The organism is Pseudomonas sp. SC3(2021) (assembly GCF_019856535.1).
GTDB classification, from domain to species: Bacteria; Pseudomonadota; Gammaproteobacteria; order Pseudomonadales; family Pseudomonadaceae; genus Aquipseudomonas; species Aquipseudomonas monsensis.
The window spans coordinates 2,494,206-2,514,055 of sequence record NZ_CP082236.1; the positions used below are offsets into that span (position 1 = coordinate 2,494,206).

A 19,850-nucleotide genomic window follows, 5' to 3' on the forward strand; every position below is an offset into this window, starting at 1 on the left:
AACCATCAGACGAAGCAGAGCGACAGTGGCTCGGCGATATAGGCTGGTTTGTCCGAGCCTTCTATCTCCAGTGTCGCGGTGGCCTTGAGCAGCCACTGGCCGGGTTTTTTCTCGGTCACTTCGCCCAGATCGACCTTCAGGCGGACCTTCGAATTGACTTTCACCGGCTGGATGAAGCGCACGCTGTCCAGACCGTAGTTGACCACCATCTTCACGCCTTGCGGCAGGATCAGGATGTCTTCCATCAATTTGGGGATCAGCGACAACGACAGGAAACCGTGGGCAATGGTGCTGCCAAATGGCGTTTGCGCGGCTTTGACCGGGTCGACGTGAATGAACTGATAATCACCGGTGGCTTCGGCGAACAGGTTGATGCGTTCCTGATCGATAGTGAGCCATTCGGAACGTCCGAGTTCCTTGCCGACATAATCTTTGAGCTCTGCAACGGGAACATAGGGCATTGAGACTCTCCTTGGGTTCATCGGTTTTATAGTTTTTCAGGTGGGGGATTTGACCGCCCTGCGAACCACTGTAGATCATCATGGCGATTTGCTCCGGTCAACCGACCATGCTTTTGGCGAATGCCGATCCATAGCGCAGGCGTGCTTATAATGCTCGGCGCTTTTTGTCGGAGATGTCAGATGTTGTTACGTGGCCTGACCCTGCTGGTGCTGTTTCAATTGCTCGGCACGGCGCTCAATCACTTGCTGTTGCCGGTGCTGCCGGGGCCGATCATCGGCCTGCTGTTGCTGCTGGTGTTCCTGATCGTTCGCGGGGAAGTCGGCGAGCCGTTGAACCTCGCGGCCGGCAGTCTGTTGCGCTATCTGCCCTTGCTGCTGGTGCCGCCAGCCGTGGGTGTGATGGTGTACGCCTCGGCAATTGCCGCGGATTTCTGGGCGATTGTCGGCGCACTGGTGGTGTCGCTGATTCTGTCGATGGCCTTCGCCGGGGTCTTGATGCAGCGTCTGGTCCGGCGTCATGTACCGCCATCGGAGGAATCCTGATGCTCTTCGACTGGCACGGCGCCTGGGCGTCGGTGATTCACCATCCGCTGTTCGGCATCGGCATCACCCTCGGTGCTTATCAGCTGGTGCTGGCGGCGTTCGAGAAAACCCGCTGGATCTTTCTGCAACCGGTGCTGGTCTCCATGCTGTTGGTGATTGGGGTGCTGGTCAGCTGCGGCCTGACTTACGCCGAGTACCGCAAGAGCACCGAGATCCTCAGCATTCTGCTGGGCCCGGCGACAGTGGCGCTGGCGGTGCCGCTGTATCTCAACCTCAAACGCATCCGCCAATTGTTCTGGCCGATTTTTACTACGCTGGTGATAGGTGGTGTGGTCGCGACGGGTATGGGCGTATTGCTCGGCTGGTGGTTCGGCGCCGAGCACATGATCCTGATGACCATGGCGCCGAAGTCGGTGACCTCGCCGATTGCCATGCTGGTGGCCGAGCAGATCGGTGGCGTCGCGGCGCTGGCGGCAGTGTTCGTGCTGATCACCGGGGTGATCGGGGCGATCTTCGGCCCGGCACTGTTGACCCGCCTTGGCGTACACAGCCCCGAGGCGCGCGGCATGGCGTTGGGCATGACAGCCCACGCCGTCGGCACCTCGGTGGCGTTGCAGGAAAGTGATGAGTGCGGCGCCTTCGCGGCGCTGGCAATGAGTCTGATGGGCGTGGCCACGGCGGTGTTCCTGCCGTTGGCGGTGTCGATGGTGGTCTAAGGAAATGTCTATGAGCCTGCCGCTTTTTCCGCTGAACACAGTGCTGTTTCCCGGTTGCAATCTCGACTTGCAGATCTTCGAGGCGCGCTACCTGGACATGATCGGTCGTTGTATGAAACAGGGCGGCGGCTTCGGCGTGGTGTGCATCCTCGACGGCAGCGAAGTCGGCCTCGCGCCGCAGGGTTTTGCGCTGGTCGGCTGTGAAGCGCTGATCACCGATTTCCAGCAGCAGGACAACGGGCTGTTGGGGATTCGCGTGCAGGGCGGGCGCCGCTTCCATGTGCTGCGCACCGAAGTACAGCGCGACCAATTGATTCTCGCAGACGTCGAGTGGCTGGACGACGAGCCGGAGCAACCCTTGCAGGAAGAAGACGCCGACCTGGTGGCGCTGCTCAAGGCCCTGGCCGAGCATCCGATGGTCGAGGCGCTGAACATGGGCACCGACGCGCCTGGTCAGCAGTCACTGGCCAATCAGTTGGCCTACCTGTTGCCCTTTGCCGAAGAAGACAAGATCGACCTGCTGCAACTGGATGATCCGCAACAGCGCCTGGATGCCATTCAGGCACTGCTGGATGAGTTGCAAGGTGAGTTATTCGCCTGAGCTGCGCATCAGGCGATCAGTGCGCGGTTTATCACCAGCTCTTGCGGTTTGATGCGATAGCTCAAGTCGCTGTCGATGCCCCAGTAGTCCTTGCTCGCGTTGTAATAGATATGACCGCTTTTTTCGGCGGTGGAGCCGATGTTCAAGACGAACACCTGCGAAGCCAGTTCGTGGCGTTCCCGGTGTTGCCGGATGTCCTCCAGCAGCGCCGCCAGCGTGGCATAGCCCCGGGCTTCGATGACGTAGAGCTGCAACACTTCGAACAGCAGCGACACTTCATAAATGTTCCCGGATGACGTCGCCACACTGATGGACTCCACGGGGGTTTCTTCGTCGATGTCGGGCAATTCGATCAACACGCTGGCGACATGCAGTTCATTGCCACTGAGGCGGATATCGCTGCGGGTGACCGTTTCGGTCATCCGTGTACTGTAGAACGTCCAGGTCGACGCGTTGGCGGTCCTGGCCTGAGCGCCGGGGGTCGACAGGCTGATGATCGCGTTGCTCGACGGATAGACGTCGTAGATCGAGCTTTGACCCTGTAGGGCGTACTTGCCCTTATGCTGCGTTGAATTGATGTCGACCTTGCCGGGATGCACGGGCAGCAGATGGCGTTCAGTCACCTGTGGACGGTTGAACAGATAGCGGCCATGCCGCGGTTTCAGACACTCCGGTGCTGGCCGTGACTGGTAACCGGGGGTTGCGGAATCAGCGATATAGGAAAGGGCTGGCGGCACGAGGCGATACGATTCGCCATCCTTGAACACCAGCACTACGTCATGCCGGGTTTCGATGCCGGCGGCCATGCGTCCACCACCGACGTCGGTTTTATTGTCGGATCGCTCGCCCACCACATTCGATAGAAAAACAGCTTTTGCTAGCAGTTGCAGCCGGATCGTGAAAGCGCGGTAGGTGAGGTAGGAAAACCCCGATACGCCCTTGTTGCTGTCAACGCTGTAAGTGATGCCGAGGCCAAGCAACTCGGTGCTGTTGTAGTCGAGGTGAATGACGCTGGACGTTTTGGCCGTGCCGTGTGGCACGCTGAAGTCGACTCTGCGGTTGTTGCGCGACATGAAGTAATGTTGCGGTTGCGCAGCCTTGGGCTGTAGAGCACCGCCGTTGATGATGCAGGGGGCCGGCGGGCGGCTGCCGTTGACGGTCACGATGACTTCAGTCGTGTGGGGTAACAGGTCCTGCAGCAGCGCCGGCAGGACCGGCAATAGCTCGTAACCATCAGACGTGATGAAGAGCAGCAGGTTGTTGATCACCTGACGTTGACCATTGAGCGTCCTGTAGACGTTCTCGATGGTCAGGGTGTGCTCCGGCAGCTCGCCGTCTGCGCCACGTCGTGAAGTGATGACCAGCGAGGTGCCGACAATTCGCCATTGTTGAATGTTCTCTGCTGGCCAGCCGAGTTCGATGTGACTGATCTGTTGACCGTTTTCGACAATCGTCGCCTCGATGGACGTCTCGGCGATGTAATAGCGATCGGTCCCCGCGCCGCCGTCGACGTTGACCTGCGCACCGCGAATGACCAACTTGTCGTCGCCTGCTCCGGCGGTCACGGTGTCGTAGCCATTGGCAACGATGACATTGGCGCGATCATCGCCTGTCACCTTGCTCGAACCCTGCCGCAGGGTCGAGATGTTCTCGATGTCCTTGATCTGCGCCACGCTGATATCGGCGATTTGCGGGTCGCCACTGCGCAGTGCGATCTCTCCGCTGGGCAAGTGGACGTCATGGCCGACAAAGCGCGTTTCACGCCTGGGCCGTGCCCCTTCGAACGCCAGCAGGTCGGTGCCTGCACTGCCATCGAGGATGCTGGTGCGTGCTGGCCGCACCGCTCTGTCGAACTCGCTCTCGGCGACCTCGAAGAGGAAGGTGTCGTCCTTGTCACCTCCGGTCAGGTTTTTGGCGTCGGTGCGATAGGTAAAGTAGTTGGGTTTGTTTTTCACCCCGACCACCCGGTCGTAACCGTCATCCAGGCGCCACAACACGCCTTTCCCGTCGCCGGCCTCACCGCTGACGACGCGCTTGAGGTCGGGTGGCAAACCGTCGCGCGCATCAATGTGGTCATCGCTGGAAACCACCACCGGCTCGTTCTCGATTTTGAACGGTTGTTCGCCGGCGCTCGCGTCCCACTGATGGCGCCATACGTTGATCGGGCGTAACTGGACATTGAAGCTGCCGTTCACCACGTGTTCGATATAGTTTTTATAGGCTCCCTGCAACAGGGCGGTGGCCGAGGCCTGCTGTTGCTGGCGGTGGTCGCCGGTGGCCTTGGCGATCCTGAACCGGTCCATCACGTCCTGATCCAGCTCTTGATGGGTGAAGGCAAACCAGCCCGAACGCAGACGCTCATGGAAACCCAGTTCGATGTAGTCATCAATGTCATCGACAACCCGCGCGGCGCGGTAGATTTCCGCACCCAGTACCAGCACGGCTGCCGCGGCCAGGCCAAGGGGGCCGGCAACGCTGCCGAAACCGGCGAGCGCCGCCAGGCCCAGGGCGATGCTGATTCCCGCACCGGCCACGCTGAGTCCGCCGCTGACGTAGTGATCCTGCGCTGCCTTGCCTGTCGTGCCCGCCGCCGCGTTAAAAGCCTTGACCGCACCAATGATGTCGAAGGGCAGCGTGATGGCACTGGCAAACAGGCCCGCGCCGCGACTCAGGGTCTTGCCGATGCTGGTGGCGGGAAAACGGTTGAACACCGTCGCGCCACTTTGGAACATCGCTTCGCCACCCTTGCTCAAGCCCCGCTCGATGATCAGCGAACCGATTTCACTGCTGATGCCGCCGGCATTGAACGCGGCTTCGCCGAGATCGCCGACCTTGATCGCCTCGGCAATCCCGATCAGGCCGCTGTAGATGCCGTAGGCCTGCAGACCGACGCCGGCACCGCTTTGCAAATAACTTTTGCTGCGGTTGACCCAGCCCGGCATGTGTTCAAGGGAATCGACGCGATGGATGTCGATTTTTTGTGCCGAGCCCAGCAGTTTGTCGAAGCGCGCCATCGGGTTGCCAGGTGCAAGAGGCGTGGAGGCAATGAACAGCGGTGCGGCAGTGGGTGAGCGTTTGCAGGCAATCTCGAAAAACAGGGTGGCGACTTTGCTGCTGTCGGGGTTGTCCGTGGATTTGATGCGCGATTCGACCTGAGCCGGGTCGAAACCCAGCGCATCGAGAAAGGTTTTGTCGGCGGCCTCCAGGTGGGCATTGGCGCCACTGATGTGTTCGCCATTCACTGTCGCGCCCATGGCTTGCAGTTCCACGCGGCTGATCGTGAACTCGCCGATGCGCAGCGGCCCCAGGCGTTTGTCGAGCGTCTTGAGTGCAAGAGGCGCAGGGTTCTGCACAGGGCGGGCGGGCGGCGGTGTCAGCGGTGGTGCGCTGGGGACGATTTCAACCTGTCGCGAGACCGGCGCATGGTGGTTGGCCGAAGTGCTGATCGGCGTGATGTGAATGACTGCATCGAGGGTGGGTTCCACTGATGCTGTAATAAGTTTCGCCATTATTTAATCCTTTAAAAACAGGCGTGGTCGGACACCGGTGTTGGAATCGGTATTCCGTTGTGAAAAATTGTAGTGTGAATATAAAGATTGAAAGTTGAGCGGTGCAGTTAGTTGGTTTCTTGATATTTAAATAAAATGTTAGTTCTGCCGTGGTCGTATGTCATAGGGTGGTCGTCTTGAAGTCTGCCCTCAGTATCGAGTTGTTTAAAGTTTGGGCCAGACGATGTCATCGGCAAATTCATTCTTATTGCCTGAAAGCCGAAGTATTGGATCACCCAAGGCCTCGACCTTGTCGATCAACGCGTCATACTGGTTTTTATTGGACGTGCCGAAGTGGGTCGATTCTTCTATGAAGTCCGCACGGTCTCCCGCCGCCTGATCAATGTCTTTGACCTTGGCCGCTTTCGTCATTTCCGTATTCAACAACCAGACCCGCTCTGCTTCGATACCCTTGGTTGTGACAGACACCAGACCTTCGTACTCGTCATCGGGAAACCAACTGGCAGTGTCCTCAACCTTCGAGTTGAACAGATGATTCTCTTCGTGCGGCACGACCTCCAGACCTCGGGTATCCAGTACGTAAAGAAACATGACCGTCTGTTTTGTCCGGGTCGCAATGTAATCGCGGTCATGATCCCAGGCGACCGGGCTATCGGGATCATCCGACCACTCAGCAGATTCACTGCTGTCGGAATCACTGTCGCTGGCGTCGGATTTCAGTTTGCCCGGGTGTTTGTTCGTCTGGCTGTTGTAGAGCAGGTATTCGGGATCGGGCGCACTGGCGTAACCGATGCCCTCCTTGAGACTGAACGTGGAGCTGATCGGTTTTTCGGTCGAAGCGCCGGGGCTGTGGCGGTAGCGAGGCAGCATGGTGTCGTCTCTGGCGATCTCGAAGGGCGTGCGATCATCGCCTCTGAACATTGCCGGGACATCGGTGCGGTACAGGCAATTGTTCTTGTTACGCCGATAACCTGCTTTCGCCAGGAGTGCCTCGCGCACGGCATCGGTCATGCTGGTTTCGGGGTCATACCAGGGGTGTCGGGCGCCGCGTTTCAGGTTCAGCTCATTGACCATGTCGCGGGCGAGGGCGTCGAGACGCTGCGGACTGCCAGGGTCTTCAACCAGGCGTTTGTGTGATTCGGCCCACTGCGGGATTTTCAGTTCTGTACGCAAGTCTTGTTGCAGGCGAGACAACTGACTGGGCAACAGGTTGTAAGACTGCAACCACTTCTGGCGTTGATCCGCACTCAAGGTCGGATGCAACTGACTCAGGGCGTTTTGCAGCAGATCGGTGAGGGGGTTTTCGGACTTCGTCGGCTTGAACTGTTTTGGTGGCAAGCCAGAGGCCTGAGCCATTTCGCTGGCAGTGTCTGCGGGACGTTTCAGGGGTGACTGGCGTTGCTCGGTCAGGCGCCAGGTAGGCTCTTCGGGATTTTTGTAGAGGATCGGGCCGGAAGGTGTTCGTTCGGTGAGCATTTTCAGCCGATAAACCCCGAGGGTTTCATCCAGGCCGGCGTGCGCGGTGTGCACCTCACCGTCATGCTCGACATCGACGAATTTGCGTCCGACCACGTAGCGGAAACCCTCGCCGTCAGCAGCTTGCATGCCGCGCAGGAGAGGTGTAGCGCTCCAGTATCGGTCCACCGGACTGTTGGCCGTTGCCTGGCCGGCGTTCCGGTTGGGGAGCGCAGTGACTTCAACCGTCGGCGGCAGGGCGTGACTCACACTCTGCTCTGGATGACGGGGCCGAAACGGGTTTGTCGTATCTGGCGTGCCAAAGGGCCTTGATGCAAGAGGGATCGAAGTGCCTGGCGGGTTGTCGGAGCGATGCGCTATTGGTGTTGTTGTCTCTGTACTTTGCGAAGTTGAAGTCGAATGTTTGCGCGGTATTTTAGGGTTCATGGAATGCTCATTATTAATAGGTGTTTAAATTTATTAATGGTTAATGTGTTCAGTTGCTGTTCTGTTCAAGTAATTTTTCTTCGGGGTGGAGTCAGTGTCATGCTTTTTAATTTAATGGATTTTTGCACTGGTGAAGTGTTGGTTATGAAGATGTTTAATTTAAATATGTAACTTGGTTTTTTGTTTAATGCGCAGCAACCACTCACTTGAGTCAATCAAGAGCAGCTTTCAGAACGGAGCGGGGGGGAGTGCGGCGCCACTCCCGGCGTCAATGCGCAGAGAGTGGCGAGAGAGGGGCTATCAGTAGGCGTAACGCAACATCGTATGCGGCAAATGGCGCAGGACGAAGAGGCTGAACAGCAGCACCAGTGCCGGAATGATCAGCCACCAGATTTTGTACGGCATCGCACCGAGGGGGGCCTTGCGCTGGCTCAACCACAGACTTGCCGCACACACGCAGCTCGCCAGCATCGCGCCAGCGAGAATGTCCGTCGGCCAGTGCGCGCCCAGATAAACTCGTGAAAGGGCAATCGCCAGCGCAGGAATGCAGCCAAGTAGCAGCCAGGTCAGGCGCAGTCGGGGCGGTTGTCCACGTCCGGCAAGGACGGCCAGAGTCAGAAACAATGCAAACGAGCCGGAGGCATGGCCGCTGGGCATGCTGTAGCTGGTGATCGGGTCAGTCAGCACCTCCGGGCGTACACGGGCGAAGAATAGCTTGGTCGCGGTGTTGGCCAGAGCGGTGCAGAGCAACGTGCCGCCGGCGAACAGCGCCTGTCGCCATTGCCGGCACAGCAACAGCAGCACGGTCAGCAGGGTGCTGAACATCAGCATGTTGCGGAATTCGCCGATGAGGGTGAGCGTTACCGCGATTTCATCCAGCATCGGCTGACGATGCTCCTGCACCAGGGTCATCACCCCTTGATCGAGCGCATTCAGATAGGGATAGCCGATGAACAGGCCGATCAGAATCAGCAGGCTCATGCTGCTGATCCAGAGGGTTGCCCGGCGGTGACGGCGCAGACTGCTGTTCACACTGAGGCCAACCATGACCGCGATACTGGCGGCGACAATGCCCGCTTCCAGCCAGAAGCCTTCGGGCAGCGGCAAGCGGATGGCCGCACCGGTGGCCCAGCCCGGCAGCAGGTAAACCAGGCTCCACCCGGCGGCGGCCAGCAGGCTGACGGCGGCAAAACGCGGGAACGGCATATCGCACATGCCGGCCACCATCGGCAGCATCGGCCGCAACGGACCGATAAAGCGGCCGACCAACAGGCTGGCGATACCGTAGCGCTGGAAATAGGTTTCCGCCCCGGCCATCCATTCCGGGTGGTGGCGCAGTCCCGGCAGGCGTCGGATGTTCTGGTGGAAATGCCGGCCAAGGAAGTACGAGATTGCATCGCCGAGAATCCCGCCGAGAAAACCCAGCAACAGGGTTTCGCTCAACGACAGCGCGCCGCTGCCGGCCAGTACGGCGACAGCAAACAGTAACACCGTGCCAGGGACGATCAGTCCGGCGATCGCCAGGCATTCGACAAGGGCCACGATAAACACCGCTGCGGCCAGCCACTGGGGATTGGCCGCCAGCCAACCGGTCACGCTATCGAGCCATGGGCCCATACAAAAAACTCCATCAATTCTTCAATCGGCTCCCTTGGGGAGTGAGCCTGCTCGCGAAGAGGGTGTGTCAGTTGAATCTCTTTTGGCTGACCCTCTGCTTTCGCGAACAGGCTCGCGCCCGCAGGGAATTCCTTTTAGTTCAGACCTGCTTCTGACCCCGACAGCAGGAAATAGTCGCGCCCTTCGACCTGACCCCGGCGCAGCGGGTTCCGTGTGCACCATTGCGCATAGCTGGCGTCGACGAAGCGGTACATCAGGTGTTCGTCGCGGCCATGGGGGATACCCAGTCGCGTCGTCTGAATGATGTGGGTCGGTGTCGGTCCGGTGTCTTCCACCAGGAGCATTTCATGATCGAAAGGCCTGGCGTCCCACACCGGTACCTTCAGGCCAAGAGCCTTGCACAGCAATGTCTGCCCGGCGCAGAGTTTTTGTGACGGGCGCGGGCGACCCTGTGCATCCGGATTGTTCAGCAGCATCTGCGCCAGGCTCGACTGCCCGCTGATGTCATCGACCCACGGATACGCCGATTTGATCAGCACGGCATTGCCCGGCCCTTGCGCGCTGAAATTCAGTGAGTCGCCGCCACGGGCGTAATACATATAGATGTGGCCGCCATCCAGAAACAAAGCCTTACGCTTTTCTGTGTAACCGAGGGACGCGTGACTGCCTTTTTCCGCGCAGTAATACGCTTCGGTTTCGATAATCCGCGCACTCAGCCACAGACTGCCGACACGATGACGGATGACTTTGCCGAGCAGATCCTTTGCCAGCACTTGGGCGTCTCGGTCGAAAAAAGCGTCCGGGAGCCCAAGCGGCAGGCTTTCGGCGTGGTTGCGAGCGGTCAGGTTGGACATGGCAGGCAAGGTTTATCCAGGCTGAAGAGGTCGTAATGATAACAATGCACGGCTTAACTACGGCTTAACGTCGGCGATTCGCCGTTCATTTCGACCATCCGCCCGTCACCGCTGTTAGTCCCGGGACGCGACAGCTATAATCTGCCGCTTTCCTCTTTGCCAAGACCCCAGCAGACCATGACTGAGTCCGTTCTTGACTACATGACCCGATTGGGTCGCGCCGCCCGCGAAGCCTCCCGGGTCATCGGCCGTGCCAGCACTGCGCAGAAAAACCGCGCCTTGCAGGCTGCTGCCAATGCTTTGGACGCCGCTCGTGCCGAGCTGGCTGCAGCCAATGAGCAGGATCTGGCCGCCGGTCGCGCCAATGGTCTGGAGCCGGCATTGCTGGAACGTCTGGAACTGACTCCGGCGCGCATCGACGGCATGATCGTCGGCTTGCGTCAGGTCGCTGCGCTGCCGGACCCGGTCGGCGCGATCCGTGACATGAGCTTCCGTCCGTCGGGCATTCAGGTCGGCAAGATGCGCGTGCCGCTGGGCGTGATCGGGATTATCTACGAATCCCGTCCCAACGTGACCATTGATGCCGCGAGCCTGTGCCTGAAGTCGGGCAACGCGACCATCCTGCGCGGTGGTTCTGAGGCGATTCATTCCAATCGGGCGATCGCCGCGTGCATCCAGCGCGGTCTGGCCGAGGCCGAACTGCCGGCAGCGGTGGTGCAAGTGGTCGAAACCACCGACCGTGCCGCGGTTGGCGCAATGATCACCATGCCCGAGTACGTCGACGTGATCGTGCCGCGTGGTGGCCGTGGTCTGATCGAGCGCATCAGCCGCGATGCGCGCGTGCCGGTGATCAAGCACCTGGACGGCATCTGCCACGTTTACGTCAGCCAGCACGCCGACCTGGCGAAAGCCCAGCGCATCGCGTTCAACGCCAAGACCTATCGCTACGGGATTTGCGGGGCGATGGAGACGTTGCTGGTCGATCAAACGGTTGCAAAGGATTTTCTGCCGTCGATGGCGGCGCAGTTCCGCGAAAAAGGCGTCGAACTGCGTGGCTGCGAGCGCACCCGGGCAATCATCGACGCCGTGCCGGCAAGCGAAGACGACTGGAGCACCGAATACCTGGCGCCGATCCTGTCGATCCGCGTGGTTGACGGCCTGGCTCAGGCCATCGAACACATCAACCATTACGGCTCCCATCACACCGACTCGATTGTCAGCGAAAACCTCGCCGACACCCGCCGGTTCGTGGCGGAAGTCGACTCGGCGTCGGTGATGATCAACACCCCGACGTGCTTCGCCGATGGATTTGAATACGGATTGGGTGCCGAGATCGGCATTTCTACTGATAAGCTGCACGCCCGCGGCCCGGTGGGCCTTGAAGGACTGACCTGCGAGAAGTACATCGTGGTCGGTGATGGCCAGTTGCGCGGCCAGGCGACGGTCTGACTTGACCGACCTCGACCTGACAGCGCCGCAAACCGGCAGCGAGTCTCGCCCGCGACGCATCGGCGTCCTCGGCGGCACGTTCGATCCGGTGCACATCGGGCATTTGCGCGGCGGGCTGGAAGTCGCCGAAGCGCTGGCGCTTGACGAGTTGCGCTTGACGCCCAGCGCGCGGCCGCCGCATCGAGATACCCCGCAGGTGTCGGCGCAGGATCGGCTGGCGATGGTCGAGTACGCGGTGGCCGGAGTGCCGCCGCTGGTGGTGGACGCCCGCGAATTGCAGCGGGACAAGCCGTCCTACACTATTGATACCCTGGAGTTGATGCGCGCCGAAATGCCCGCCGAGACCCAGGTTTTTCTGCTTTTGGGCTGGGACGCATTTTGCGGCCTGCCCACTTGGCACCGCTGGGAAGAGTTGCTCCAGCATTGCCATATCCTGGTGCTACAGCGCCCGGACGCCGACAGCGAACCGCCGGATGCCTTGCGCAACCTGCTGGCAGCGCGTTCGGTGAGCGACCCGCTGGCCCTCAAAGGGCCGAGTGGACAGATTGCATTCGTCTGGCAGACACCGCTCGCGGTTTCCGCCACCCAGATCCGTCAACTGCTGGCCAGCGGTAAGTCGGTACGTTTCCTGGTGCCCGACGCGGTCCTGGCCTACATCGATGCGCACGGTCTGTACCGTGCGTCGAACTGAACAAGGCGTGCTTCACGGATACGAATCCACGTGTCGCCAAGCCGCCGAATATATGAGCAAAACGAGTTTTATATGACTGACAAAGACCAAACCAAAGTTAAGCGCAAAGGCACGTTCAAGAGCGCTCCGCTGCCAGAAGCGGTCAACACCAACGAGCCGCTCAAGGGTGACGAGCTGGTCAAGATCGCTGTAGCCGCTCTGGAAGACGTCAAGGCGCAGGACATCCAGGTTATCGATGTTCGCGACAAGCAGAGCATCACCGACTACATGATCATCGCCACCGGTACGTCCAATCGCCAGATCAACGCGATGCTGGACAAGGTCCGTGAAGAAGTCAAAAAGCAGGGCGCCAAGCCGCTGGGCGAAGAAGGCAAGGGCGACAGCGACTGGGTACTGCTCGACCTCGATCTGGTCATCGTGCACATGATGACCGCCTCGGCGCGTCAGTTCTACGACCTGGAGCGCCTGTGGGCCGGTGCCGAGCAAAGCCGTGCGGCAGACGCCAAGCACCACAGCCCGGAAAACACCCACGAGCATTTCACCAAGCTCAACAAAGACCAGTTCTAAGGGATTGCTGTGCGACTGCGACTGATCGCCGTCGGTTCACGCATGCCCAAGTGGGTGGAAGAAGGCTGGCATGAATATGCCAAGCGTCTTCCGTCCGAGCTGGCGCTGGAACTGGTGGAAATTCCGCTCAATACCCGTGGCAAGAATGCCGACGTGGCCCGATTCATCCGTCAGGAAGGCGAAGCCATGCTGGCCAAGGTCGGGCAGAACGAGCGGATTGTCACGCTTGAAGTCCACGGCAAACCCTGGAGCACCGAGCAACTGGCGGTCGAACTCGACCGTTGGCGGCTGGATTCGCGCACGGTCAATTTCATGGTCGGTGGCCCGGAAGGGCTGGCACCGGAAGTCTGTGCCCGCGCGGACCAGCGCTGGTCGTTGTCGCCGCTGACGTTGCCGCACCCGCTGGTGCGGATTCTGATCGGCGAACAGTTGTACCGTGCCTGGACCGTGCTGTCCGGTCACCCTTACCACAAGTAAGCCTGCCCTCATGTCTCAGCCGATCCGCATCAAGGACCACGAAAAGGACGCACGCCTGGTGCGTAGCCGCGTCGTGTTCGGGGCCGTTGCGGTCATGCTGTTGATCTGCGTATTGATTGCACGGCTGTACTACTTGCAGGTGATCCAGTACGAGTACCACTCGACGCTGTCGGAAAACAACCGCGTCCATGTGCAGCCGATTCCGCCGACCCGTGGCCTGATTTTCGACCGCAACGGTGTGGTGGTGGCGGACAACCGTCCCAGCTTCAGCCTGAGCATGACCCGCGAGCGTTCCGGCGACTGGCAGCAAGTGCTCGACGTGATCGTCGAGGTGCTGCAACTGACGCCCGATGACCGGGTGATTTTCGAAAAACGCATGCGTCAGGGGCGCCGGCCGTTCGAGCCGGTGCCGATCCTGTTCGAGCTGACTGAAGAGCAGATTGCCCGGATCGCGGTGAATCAGTTCCGCCTGCCGGGTGTGGAAGTGGTCGCGCAACTGGTCCGTCACTATCCGCAGGGTGCGCACTTTGCGCATTCGGTGGGGTACATGGGGCGGATCAACGAGAAAGAGCTGAAGACCCTCGATCCGGTCAACTACAGCGGCACGCACCATATCGGCAAGACCGGCATCGAACGCTTCTACGAGCCGGAATTGCACGGTCAGGTGGGTTACGAAGAGGTCGAGACCAACGCCCGTGGCCGCGTCCTGCGCGTGCTCAAGCGCACCGATCCGATTCCTGGCAAAGACATTGTCCTCAGCCTCGACATCAAATTGCAGGAAGCGGCCGAGGCCGCGCTGGGCGGGCGTCGTGGTGCCGTGGTGGCCCTCGATCCGCGCACCGGCGAAGTGCTGGCGATGGTCAGCCAGCCGAGCTTCGACCCGAACCTGTTCGTCACCGGCATCAGCTTCAAGGCTTACGCCGAGTTGCGCGATTCCATCGACCGGCCGCTGTTCAACCGGGTCTTGCGCGGCCTGTACCCGCCGGGTTCGACGATCAAACCGGCGGTGGCGATTGCCGGTCTCGACTCCGGTGTGGTGACGGCCTCAAGCCGGGTGTTCGATCCGGGCTACTACATGCTGCCCAACTACGACCACAAATACCGTAACTGGAACCGCACCGGGGACGGCTTCGTCGACCTTGACACGGCGATCATGCGGTCCAACGACACCTACTTCTATGACCTGGCGCACAAGCTCGGGATTGATCGGTTGTCGTCCTACATGAACAAGTTCGGCATCGGCCAGAAGGTCTCGCTGGACATGTTCGAAGAATCCCCCGGCCTGATGCCGTCCCGCGAATGGAAACGTGCGACCCGCAAACAGGCGTGGTTCCCCGGCGAAACCCTGATTCTCGGGATCGGCCAGGGCTATATGCAATCGACCCCGCTGCAACTCGCCCAGGCCACGGCGCTGGTCGCCAACAAAGGTGTGTGGAACCGTCCACACCTGGCCAAATCCCTCGAAGGGGTGAAGCCGGTGGACACCAACCCGATGCCGGACATTGTCCTGCGCGATCCGTCGGACTGGACCAAGGTCAATCACGGCATGCAGCAGGTGATGCACGGCGCCCGTGGCACCGCGCGCAAAGCGGCGATCGGCGCGCAATACCGCATCGCCGGCAAATCGGGTACCGCTCAGGTGGTCGCAATCAAGCAGGGCGAGAAGTACGACCGCTCCAAGGTTCAGGAGCGCCACCGCGACCACGCCTTGTTCGTCGGTTTTGCCCCGGCCGATGATCCGCGAATCGTCGTCTCGGTGATGGTCGAGAACGGTGAGTCCGGCTCCGGCGTCGCTGCGCCCGTGGTGCGTCAGGTCATGGACGCCTGGCTGCTCGATCAGGACGGACGCTTGAAGGCCGAATACGCCAGTCCAATCAGTGCGGAGGCTACGGCCCGTGATGAATAATTTTGATCGCATGCTCTCCAGTGAGGATGTGATGCGTCGCCGAGCGACGTTGCTGCAAAGACTGCATATCGACGGCCCGCTGTTGATCCTGTTGCTGATCCTCGCGGCCGGCAGCCTGTTCGTGCTGTATTCGGCCAGCGGCAAGAGCTGGGACCTGCTGGCCAAACAGGCGACATCGTTCGGCATCGGCCTGGTGTCGATGATCGTCATTGCCCAGTTCGAGCCACGGTTCATGGCGCGTTGGGTGCCCCTCGGTTATGTGGTCGGGGTGGTGCTGCTGATGGTGGTGGACATCATGGGCCACAACGCCATGGGGGCGACCCGCTGGATCAACATTCCCGGGGTGATCCGCTTCCAGCCGTCGGAATTCATGAAGATCCTGATGCCGGCAACCATCGCCTGGTACCTGTCCAAGCGCACGTTGCCGCCACAACTCAAGCATGTCGGGATCAGCCTGATGCTGATCGGCGTGCCGTTCGTCCTGATCGTGCGCCAGCCTGACCTTGGTACGTCGCTGCTGATCCTCGCCGGCGGGGCGTTCGTGCTGTTCATGGGCGGGTTGCGCTGGCGCTGGATTCTCAGCGTGCTGGCGGCGGCCGTACCGGTGGCCGTCGCCATGTGGTTTTTCATCATGCACGACTACCAGAAGCAGCGAATCCTGACCTTCCTCGACCCGGAAAGCGATCCACTGGGCACTGGCTGGAACATCATTCAATCGAAAGCCGCCATCGGCTCCGGTGGCGTGTTCGGCAAGGGCTGGTTGCTCGGCACCCAGTCGCACCTGGACTTCCTGCCGGAAAGCCACACCGACTTCATCATTGCCGTACTCGGCGAGGAGTTCGGTCTGGTGGGCATCTGCGTGCTGTTGCTGATCTATTTGTTGCTGATCGGCCGGGGGCTGGTGATCACCGCTCAGGCGCAGACGCTGTTCGGCAAATTGCTCGCCGGTGCGTTGACCATGACGTTTTTTGTTTACGTTTTCGTCAACATCGGTATGGTCAGTGGCCTGTTGCCGGTCGTGGGGGTGCCGTTGCCGTTCATTAGCTACGGCGGAACTTCGCTGGTGACGCTGCTGTCAGCGTTTGGGGTTTTGATGTCGATCCATACCCATCGCAAGTGGATCGCACAGGTTTGAATAAGGTGAAGAGTTCAATGCAAGTAATGCGTGGCTGGGCGACTCGATGCGCGCCGCTGGTTGGCCTGATGGGCCTGCTGGGCAGCGTGCAGGAAGCGCTGGCCGGCGAATACGAAGGCTCGCCGCAGGTGGCCGAATTCGTGGGTGAAATGACCCGCGACTATGGTTTCGCCGGTGAACAGCTGATGGGGGTGTTCCGCGAGGCAGAGCGCAAGCAGTCGATTCTTGACGCGATCTCCAAGCCCGCCGAGCGGGTCAAGCAGTGGAAAGAATACCGCCCGATGTTCATCACCGACGCGCGCATTGCCCGGGGCGTGGACTTCTGGCGTCAACACGAGGCAACGCTGGCTCGCGCTGAACAGGAATACGGTGTGCCGGCACAGGTCATCGTGTCGATCATCGGCGTCGAGACCTTTTTCGGACGCAATACCGGTAATTTCCGGGTGATCGATGCCTTGTCCACCCTCGGTTTCGACTATCCTCCCCGTGCCGAATTTTTCCGCAAGGAACTGCGTGAGTTCCTGCTGCTGGCGCGTGAAGAACAGGTCGATCCCCTGACCCTCAAAGGCTCGTACGCCGGGGCGATGGGATTGCCGCAATTCATGCCGAGCAGCTTCCGCGCCTATGCGGTGGATTTCGACGGTGACGGTCATATCAATATCTGGAATAACCCGGATGATGCGATCGGTAGCGTCGCCAGCTATTTCAAGCGCCATGGCTGGGTGGCCGGGGAACCGGTGGTCAGCCGGGCCGATGTGCGTGGCGAGCAGGTCGACGAAGGCCTGACCACCGGCATCGAACCGACGAAGACCGTCGGAGAGTTGCGGGCGCTGGGCTGGTCAAGTCATGATGCGCTGCGCGATGATATGCCGGTTACTGCATTTCGCCTCGAAGGCGACAACGGCCCTGAATACTGGATGGGCCTGAAGAATTTCTACGCGATCACGCGTTATAACCGCAGCGTGATGTACGCCATGGCCGTACATCAACTGTCTGAAGAGCTGGTAAAAGCACGGGGCGTCAAGTAATGCGGGCATTGCCTAACAATAAACCCCTGAAGCTGGTGGCATTCGCTGCGTTGGCGGTGCTGGTCGCCAGTTGTTCGACCAGCCGTTCCCCGACTCAGAAAACCTCGAATACTGCAGTGCGGGCGCAGCCTGGCCTGGACATCAACCGCGCGCACAAAGACGGCGCGCCGTGGTGGGACGTCGATGTGTCGCGCATCCCTGATGCCACGCCGACCCTGCACACCGGTCCGTACAAGGCTAACCCGTACACGGTGCTGGGCAAGACGTACTTCCCGTTGCAGGAATCCAAGACTTACGTCGCCTCGGGCACTGCGTCGTGGTACGGCACCAAGTTTCATGGCCAGAACACCGCCAACGGCGAAGTGTATGACCTGTACGGCATGAGTGCCGCGCACAAGACTCTGCCACTGCCAAGTTACGTTCGGGTGACCAACCTGGACAACAACAAGAGCGTGATCCTGCGGGTCAACGACCGTGGGCCGTTCTATTCGGACCGGATCATCGACTTGTCCTACGCCGCCGCCAAGAAGCTCGGTTATGCCGAAATCGGCACCGCGCGGGTCAAGGTCGAGGGCATCGACCCGCAGCAGTGGTGGGCCGCCAAGGGCCGTCCGGCGCCGCTGATGCTCAACGAGCCGCAAGTCGCGCAAACTAGCGCGCCGACCATCACGGCTTCGGCCGGTACCGTCGAGCAATGGACCCCGCCGCCGCAGCAACACGCCGCGGCCGTCGTGCCGGTTCAGCTTGATGCAAAAAAAAACGCTTCTGCACCAGCGTCTGGCCAGTATCTGCAGGTGGGCGCGTTCGCCAACCCGGACGCTGCAGAACTCCTGAGGTCGAAGCTCAGCGGGATGGTGAGCGCTCCGGTGTTCATCAGCTCGATCGTGCGCAATCAGCAGACTCTGCACCGGGTACGCCTGGGGCCGATCGGTTCGCCGGGTGAAATTGCCCAGGTGCAGAACAGTGTGCGCCTGGCCAACCTTGGTTCGCCAAGTGTGGTCAGCGAGTAATACGTAGACTTGATTGACGGTTCACTTGCGGTATTGGGGGGTGAACCAGGTTGTTGGCTCGTCGAAGAACAAAAGCCCGGCAAGGGTGACTGGAGTGAGCAACTGAACACGCGATGGCCCGTTAGAAGGCTGTCTGAATAGTTTTGCCTTCGGGCAAGTTTCCATTAGCGATTTCGAGAGACGGATGAACATCACCACCTTTGCCAAACGCCTGTGTCTGCTAGTCCCGCTGCTCCTCTCGCCAGCCGCCTTCGCGGCCGAGATGATGCCGTCGCCACCACAACTGGCTGCCAAGGCCTACGTTCTGATGGATGCCAGCAGCGGCAACGTGCTGGTCGAAAACAATGGCGACCAGCGTCTGCCACCGGCCAGCCTGACCAAACTGATGACCGCGTACATCGCTACGCTGGAAATCCGTCGCGGCCAGATCGGTGAAAACGATCCGGTGACCGTCAGCGAAAACGCCTGGCGCACCGGCGGTTCGCGGATGTTCATCAAGGTCGGTTCGCAAGTCACCGTCAGCGACCTGCTGCACGGCATCATCATCCAGTCCGGCAACGACGCCAGCGTCGCACTGTCCGAGCACATCGCCGGCAGCGAAGACGCCTTCGCCGACCTGATGAACAAGACGGTCACCGACCTGGGCATGACCAATACCCACTTCATGAACCCGACCGGTCTGCCAAACCCTGAGCACTACTCGTCGGCTCACGACATGGCGATCCTCGCTCGCGCGATCATCCATGAAGACCCGGCTCACTACGCGATCTATTCGCAGAAAGAGTTCTTCTGGAATGGCATCAAGCAGCCTAACCGCAACCTGTTGCTGTGGCGCGACAAGACCGTTGACGGTCTGAAAACCGGTCACACCGACGAAGCCGGCTACTGCATGGTGTCCTCGGCTGTACGTGACGGCCAGCGTCTGATCGCCGTGGTGTTCGGCACCAACAGCGAAGTGGCCCGCGCCGCCGAGACCCAGAAGCTGCTGACTTATGGTTTCCGCTTCTTCGAAACCCAGACCTTCTATCAGAAGGGCACCGAACTGGCTCAGGCCCCGGTGTGGAAAGGCACCACCAATCAAGTCAAGGCCGGCCTGGCTGAAGACCTGACCATGACCCTGCCAAAAGGCCAGCTGAAGAAGCTCGCTGCCAGCATGACCATGAACCCGCAACTGACCGCGCCAATCGCCAAGGGCGACGTGATCGGTAAAGTCGAAGTCAAACTGGAAGACAAGGTGGTGCACAGCGCTGACCTGATCGCTCTGGATGGCGTCGAGGAGGGTGGTATCTTCCGCCGCATGTGGGATAGCATCCGTCTATTCTTCTACGGCTTGTTCAACTGATTTGTGTTGACCTGCATGGCCCCGCCCCGATCCGGTGCGGGG

The 19,850-nt window shown here is 60.2% G+C and carries 17 protein-coding genes; 12 read left to right on the forward strand and 5 right to left on the reverse strand.

Annotation, left to right across the window (positions count from 1 at the left end):
* Window positions 1-5: 5 nt before the first annotated feature.
* Window positions 6-461 carry a MaoC family dehydratase gene (locus K5Y35_RS11090; protein ID WP_007909575.1) on the reverse strand — a complete coding sequence of 152 codons (456 nt, stop codon included), beginning with the start codon at window positions 459-461 and terminating at the stop codon, window positions 6-8.
* A gap of 180 nt (window positions 462-641) precedes the next feature.
* Between K5Y35_RS11090 and K5Y35_RS11095 the strand changes: the two genes are divergently transcribed.
* From K5Y35_RS11095 to K5Y35_RS11105, 3 genes are read left to right on the forward strand one after another with little or no spacing between them, the layout of a single operon-like run.
* Window positions 642-1,004, forward strand: a complete 363-nt coding sequence (locus K5Y35_RS11095; protein WP_123463810.1) for a CidA/LrgA family protein — start codon at window positions 642-644, stop codon at window positions 1,002-1,004.
* Window positions 1,004-1,720, forward strand: coding sequence for an LrgB family protein (locus K5Y35_RS11100; protein WP_123463812.1), 717 nt, complete (start codon window positions 1,004-1,006; stop codon window positions 1,718-1,720). Before K5Y35_RS11095 ends, K5Y35_RS11100 begins: the two co-directional genes overlap by 1 nt.
* A 10-nt stretch (window positions 1,721-1,730) precedes the next feature.
* A complete protein-coding gene (locus tag K5Y35_RS11105) occupies window positions 1,731-2,321 on the forward strand; it encodes an LON peptidase substrate-binding domain-containing protein (protein WP_123463814.1) in 591 nt (196 codons plus the stop codon).
* Window positions 2,322-2,329: 8 nt separating this feature from the next.
* Here the strand turns inward: K5Y35_RS11105 and K5Y35_RS11110 are convergent, their stop codons facing one another.
* From K5Y35_RS11110 to K5Y35_RS11125, 4 genes are all read right to left on the reverse strand, one after another.
* Complete coding sequence (locus K5Y35_RS11110) at window positions 2,330-5,830, reverse strand: calcium-binding protein (RefSeq protein WP_222834225.1); 3,501 nt, start codon at window positions 5,828-5,830, stop codon at window positions 2,330-2,332.
* A 204-nt stretch (window positions 5,831-6,034) separates the two neighbouring features.
* Window positions 6,035-7,555, reverse strand: a complete 1,521-nt coding sequence (locus tag K5Y35_RS11115) for a hypothetical protein (protein WP_261991562.1) — start codon at window positions 7,553-7,555, stop codon at window positions 6,035-6,037.
* Window positions 7,556-8,032: 477 nt separating this feature from the next.
* Window positions 8,033-9,349 carry a bifunctional DedA family/phosphatase PAP2 family protein gene (locus K5Y35_RS11120; protein WP_123463820.1) on the reverse strand — a complete coding sequence of 439 codons (1,317 nt, stop codon included), beginning with the start codon at window positions 9,347-9,349 and terminating at the stop codon, window positions 8,033-8,035.
* A gap of 134 nt (window positions 9,350-9,483) precedes the next feature.
* Window positions 9,484-10,203 (reverse strand): DNA-3-methyladenine glycosylase, encoded by a 720-nt coding sequence (locus K5Y35_RS11125; protein WP_222834451.1) that lies wholly within the window; start codon window positions 10,201-10,203, stop codon window positions 9,484-9,486.
* 177 nt (window positions 10,204-10,380) lie between these two features.
* On the opposite strand from K5Y35_RS11125, the gene K5Y35_RS11130 reads away from it, so the two are divergent.
* From K5Y35_RS11130 to K5Y35_RS11170, 9 genes are all read left to right on the forward strand, one after another.
* A complete protein-coding gene (locus K5Y35_RS11130) occupies window positions 10,381-11,652 on the forward strand; it encodes a glutamate-5-semialdehyde dehydrogenase (RefSeq protein ID WP_222834227.1) in 1,272 nt (423 codons plus the stop codon).
* Window positions 11,621-12,343 carry a nicotinate-nucleotide adenylyltransferase gene (gene nadD, locus K5Y35_RS11135; protein WP_261991565.1) on the forward strand — a complete coding sequence of 241 codons (723 nt, stop codon included), beginning with the start codon at window positions 11,621-11,623 and terminating at the stop codon, window positions 12,341-12,343. Before K5Y35_RS11130 ends, nadD begins: the two co-directional genes overlap by 32 nt.
* Window positions 12,344-12,415: 72 nt before the next feature.
* A complete protein-coding gene (rsfS, locus tag K5Y35_RS11140; RefSeq protein WP_123463828.1) occupies window positions 12,416-12,910 on the forward strand; it encodes a ribosome silencing factor in 495 nt (164 codons plus the stop codon).
* 9 nt (window positions 12,911-12,919) lie between these two features.
* Window positions 12,920-13,387, forward strand: a complete 468-nt coding sequence (gene rlmH, locus K5Y35_RS11145; RefSeq protein WP_009051038.1) for a 23S rRNA (pseudouridine(1915)-N(3))-methyltransferase RlmH — start codon at window positions 12,920-12,922, stop codon at window positions 13,385-13,387.
* A gap of 10 nt (window positions 13,388-13,397) precedes the next feature.
* On the forward strand, window positions 13,398-15,293 hold the full coding sequence (mrdA, locus tag K5Y35_RS11150; RefSeq protein ID WP_128615292.1) for a penicillin-binding protein 2: 1,896 nt from the start codon (window positions 13,398-13,400) through the stop codon (window positions 15,291-15,293).
* 31 nt (window positions 15,294-15,324) lie between these two features.
* Window positions 15,325-16,428 (forward strand): rod shape-determining protein RodA, encoded by a 1,104-nt coding sequence (rodA, locus tag K5Y35_RS11155; protein ID WP_185015778.1) that lies wholly within the window; start codon window positions 15,325-15,327, stop codon window positions 16,426-16,428.
* A 17-nt stretch (window positions 16,429-16,445) separates the two neighbouring features.
* Complete coding sequence (mltB, locus tag K5Y35_RS11160; protein WP_123463833.1) at window positions 16,446-17,456, forward strand: lytic murein transglycosylase B; 1,011 nt, start codon at window positions 16,446-16,448, stop codon at window positions 17,454-17,456.
* Window positions 17,456-18,466 carry a septal ring lytic transglycosylase RlpA family protein gene (locus tag K5Y35_RS11165; protein ID WP_128615293.1) on the forward strand — a complete coding sequence of 337 codons (1,011 nt, stop codon included), beginning with the start codon at window positions 17,456-17,458 and terminating at the stop codon, window positions 18,464-18,466. The genes mltB and K5Y35_RS11165 overlap by 1 nt, the downstream gene beginning before the upstream one ends.
* A gap of 184 nt (window positions 18,467-18,650) precedes the next feature.
* A complete protein-coding gene (locus K5Y35_RS11170; RefSeq protein ID WP_123463836.1) occupies window positions 18,651-19,808 on the forward strand; it encodes a D-alanyl-D-alanine carboxypeptidase family protein in 1,158 nt (385 codons plus the stop codon).
* The last annotated feature ends 42 nt before the right edge of the window (window positions 19,809-19,850 follow it).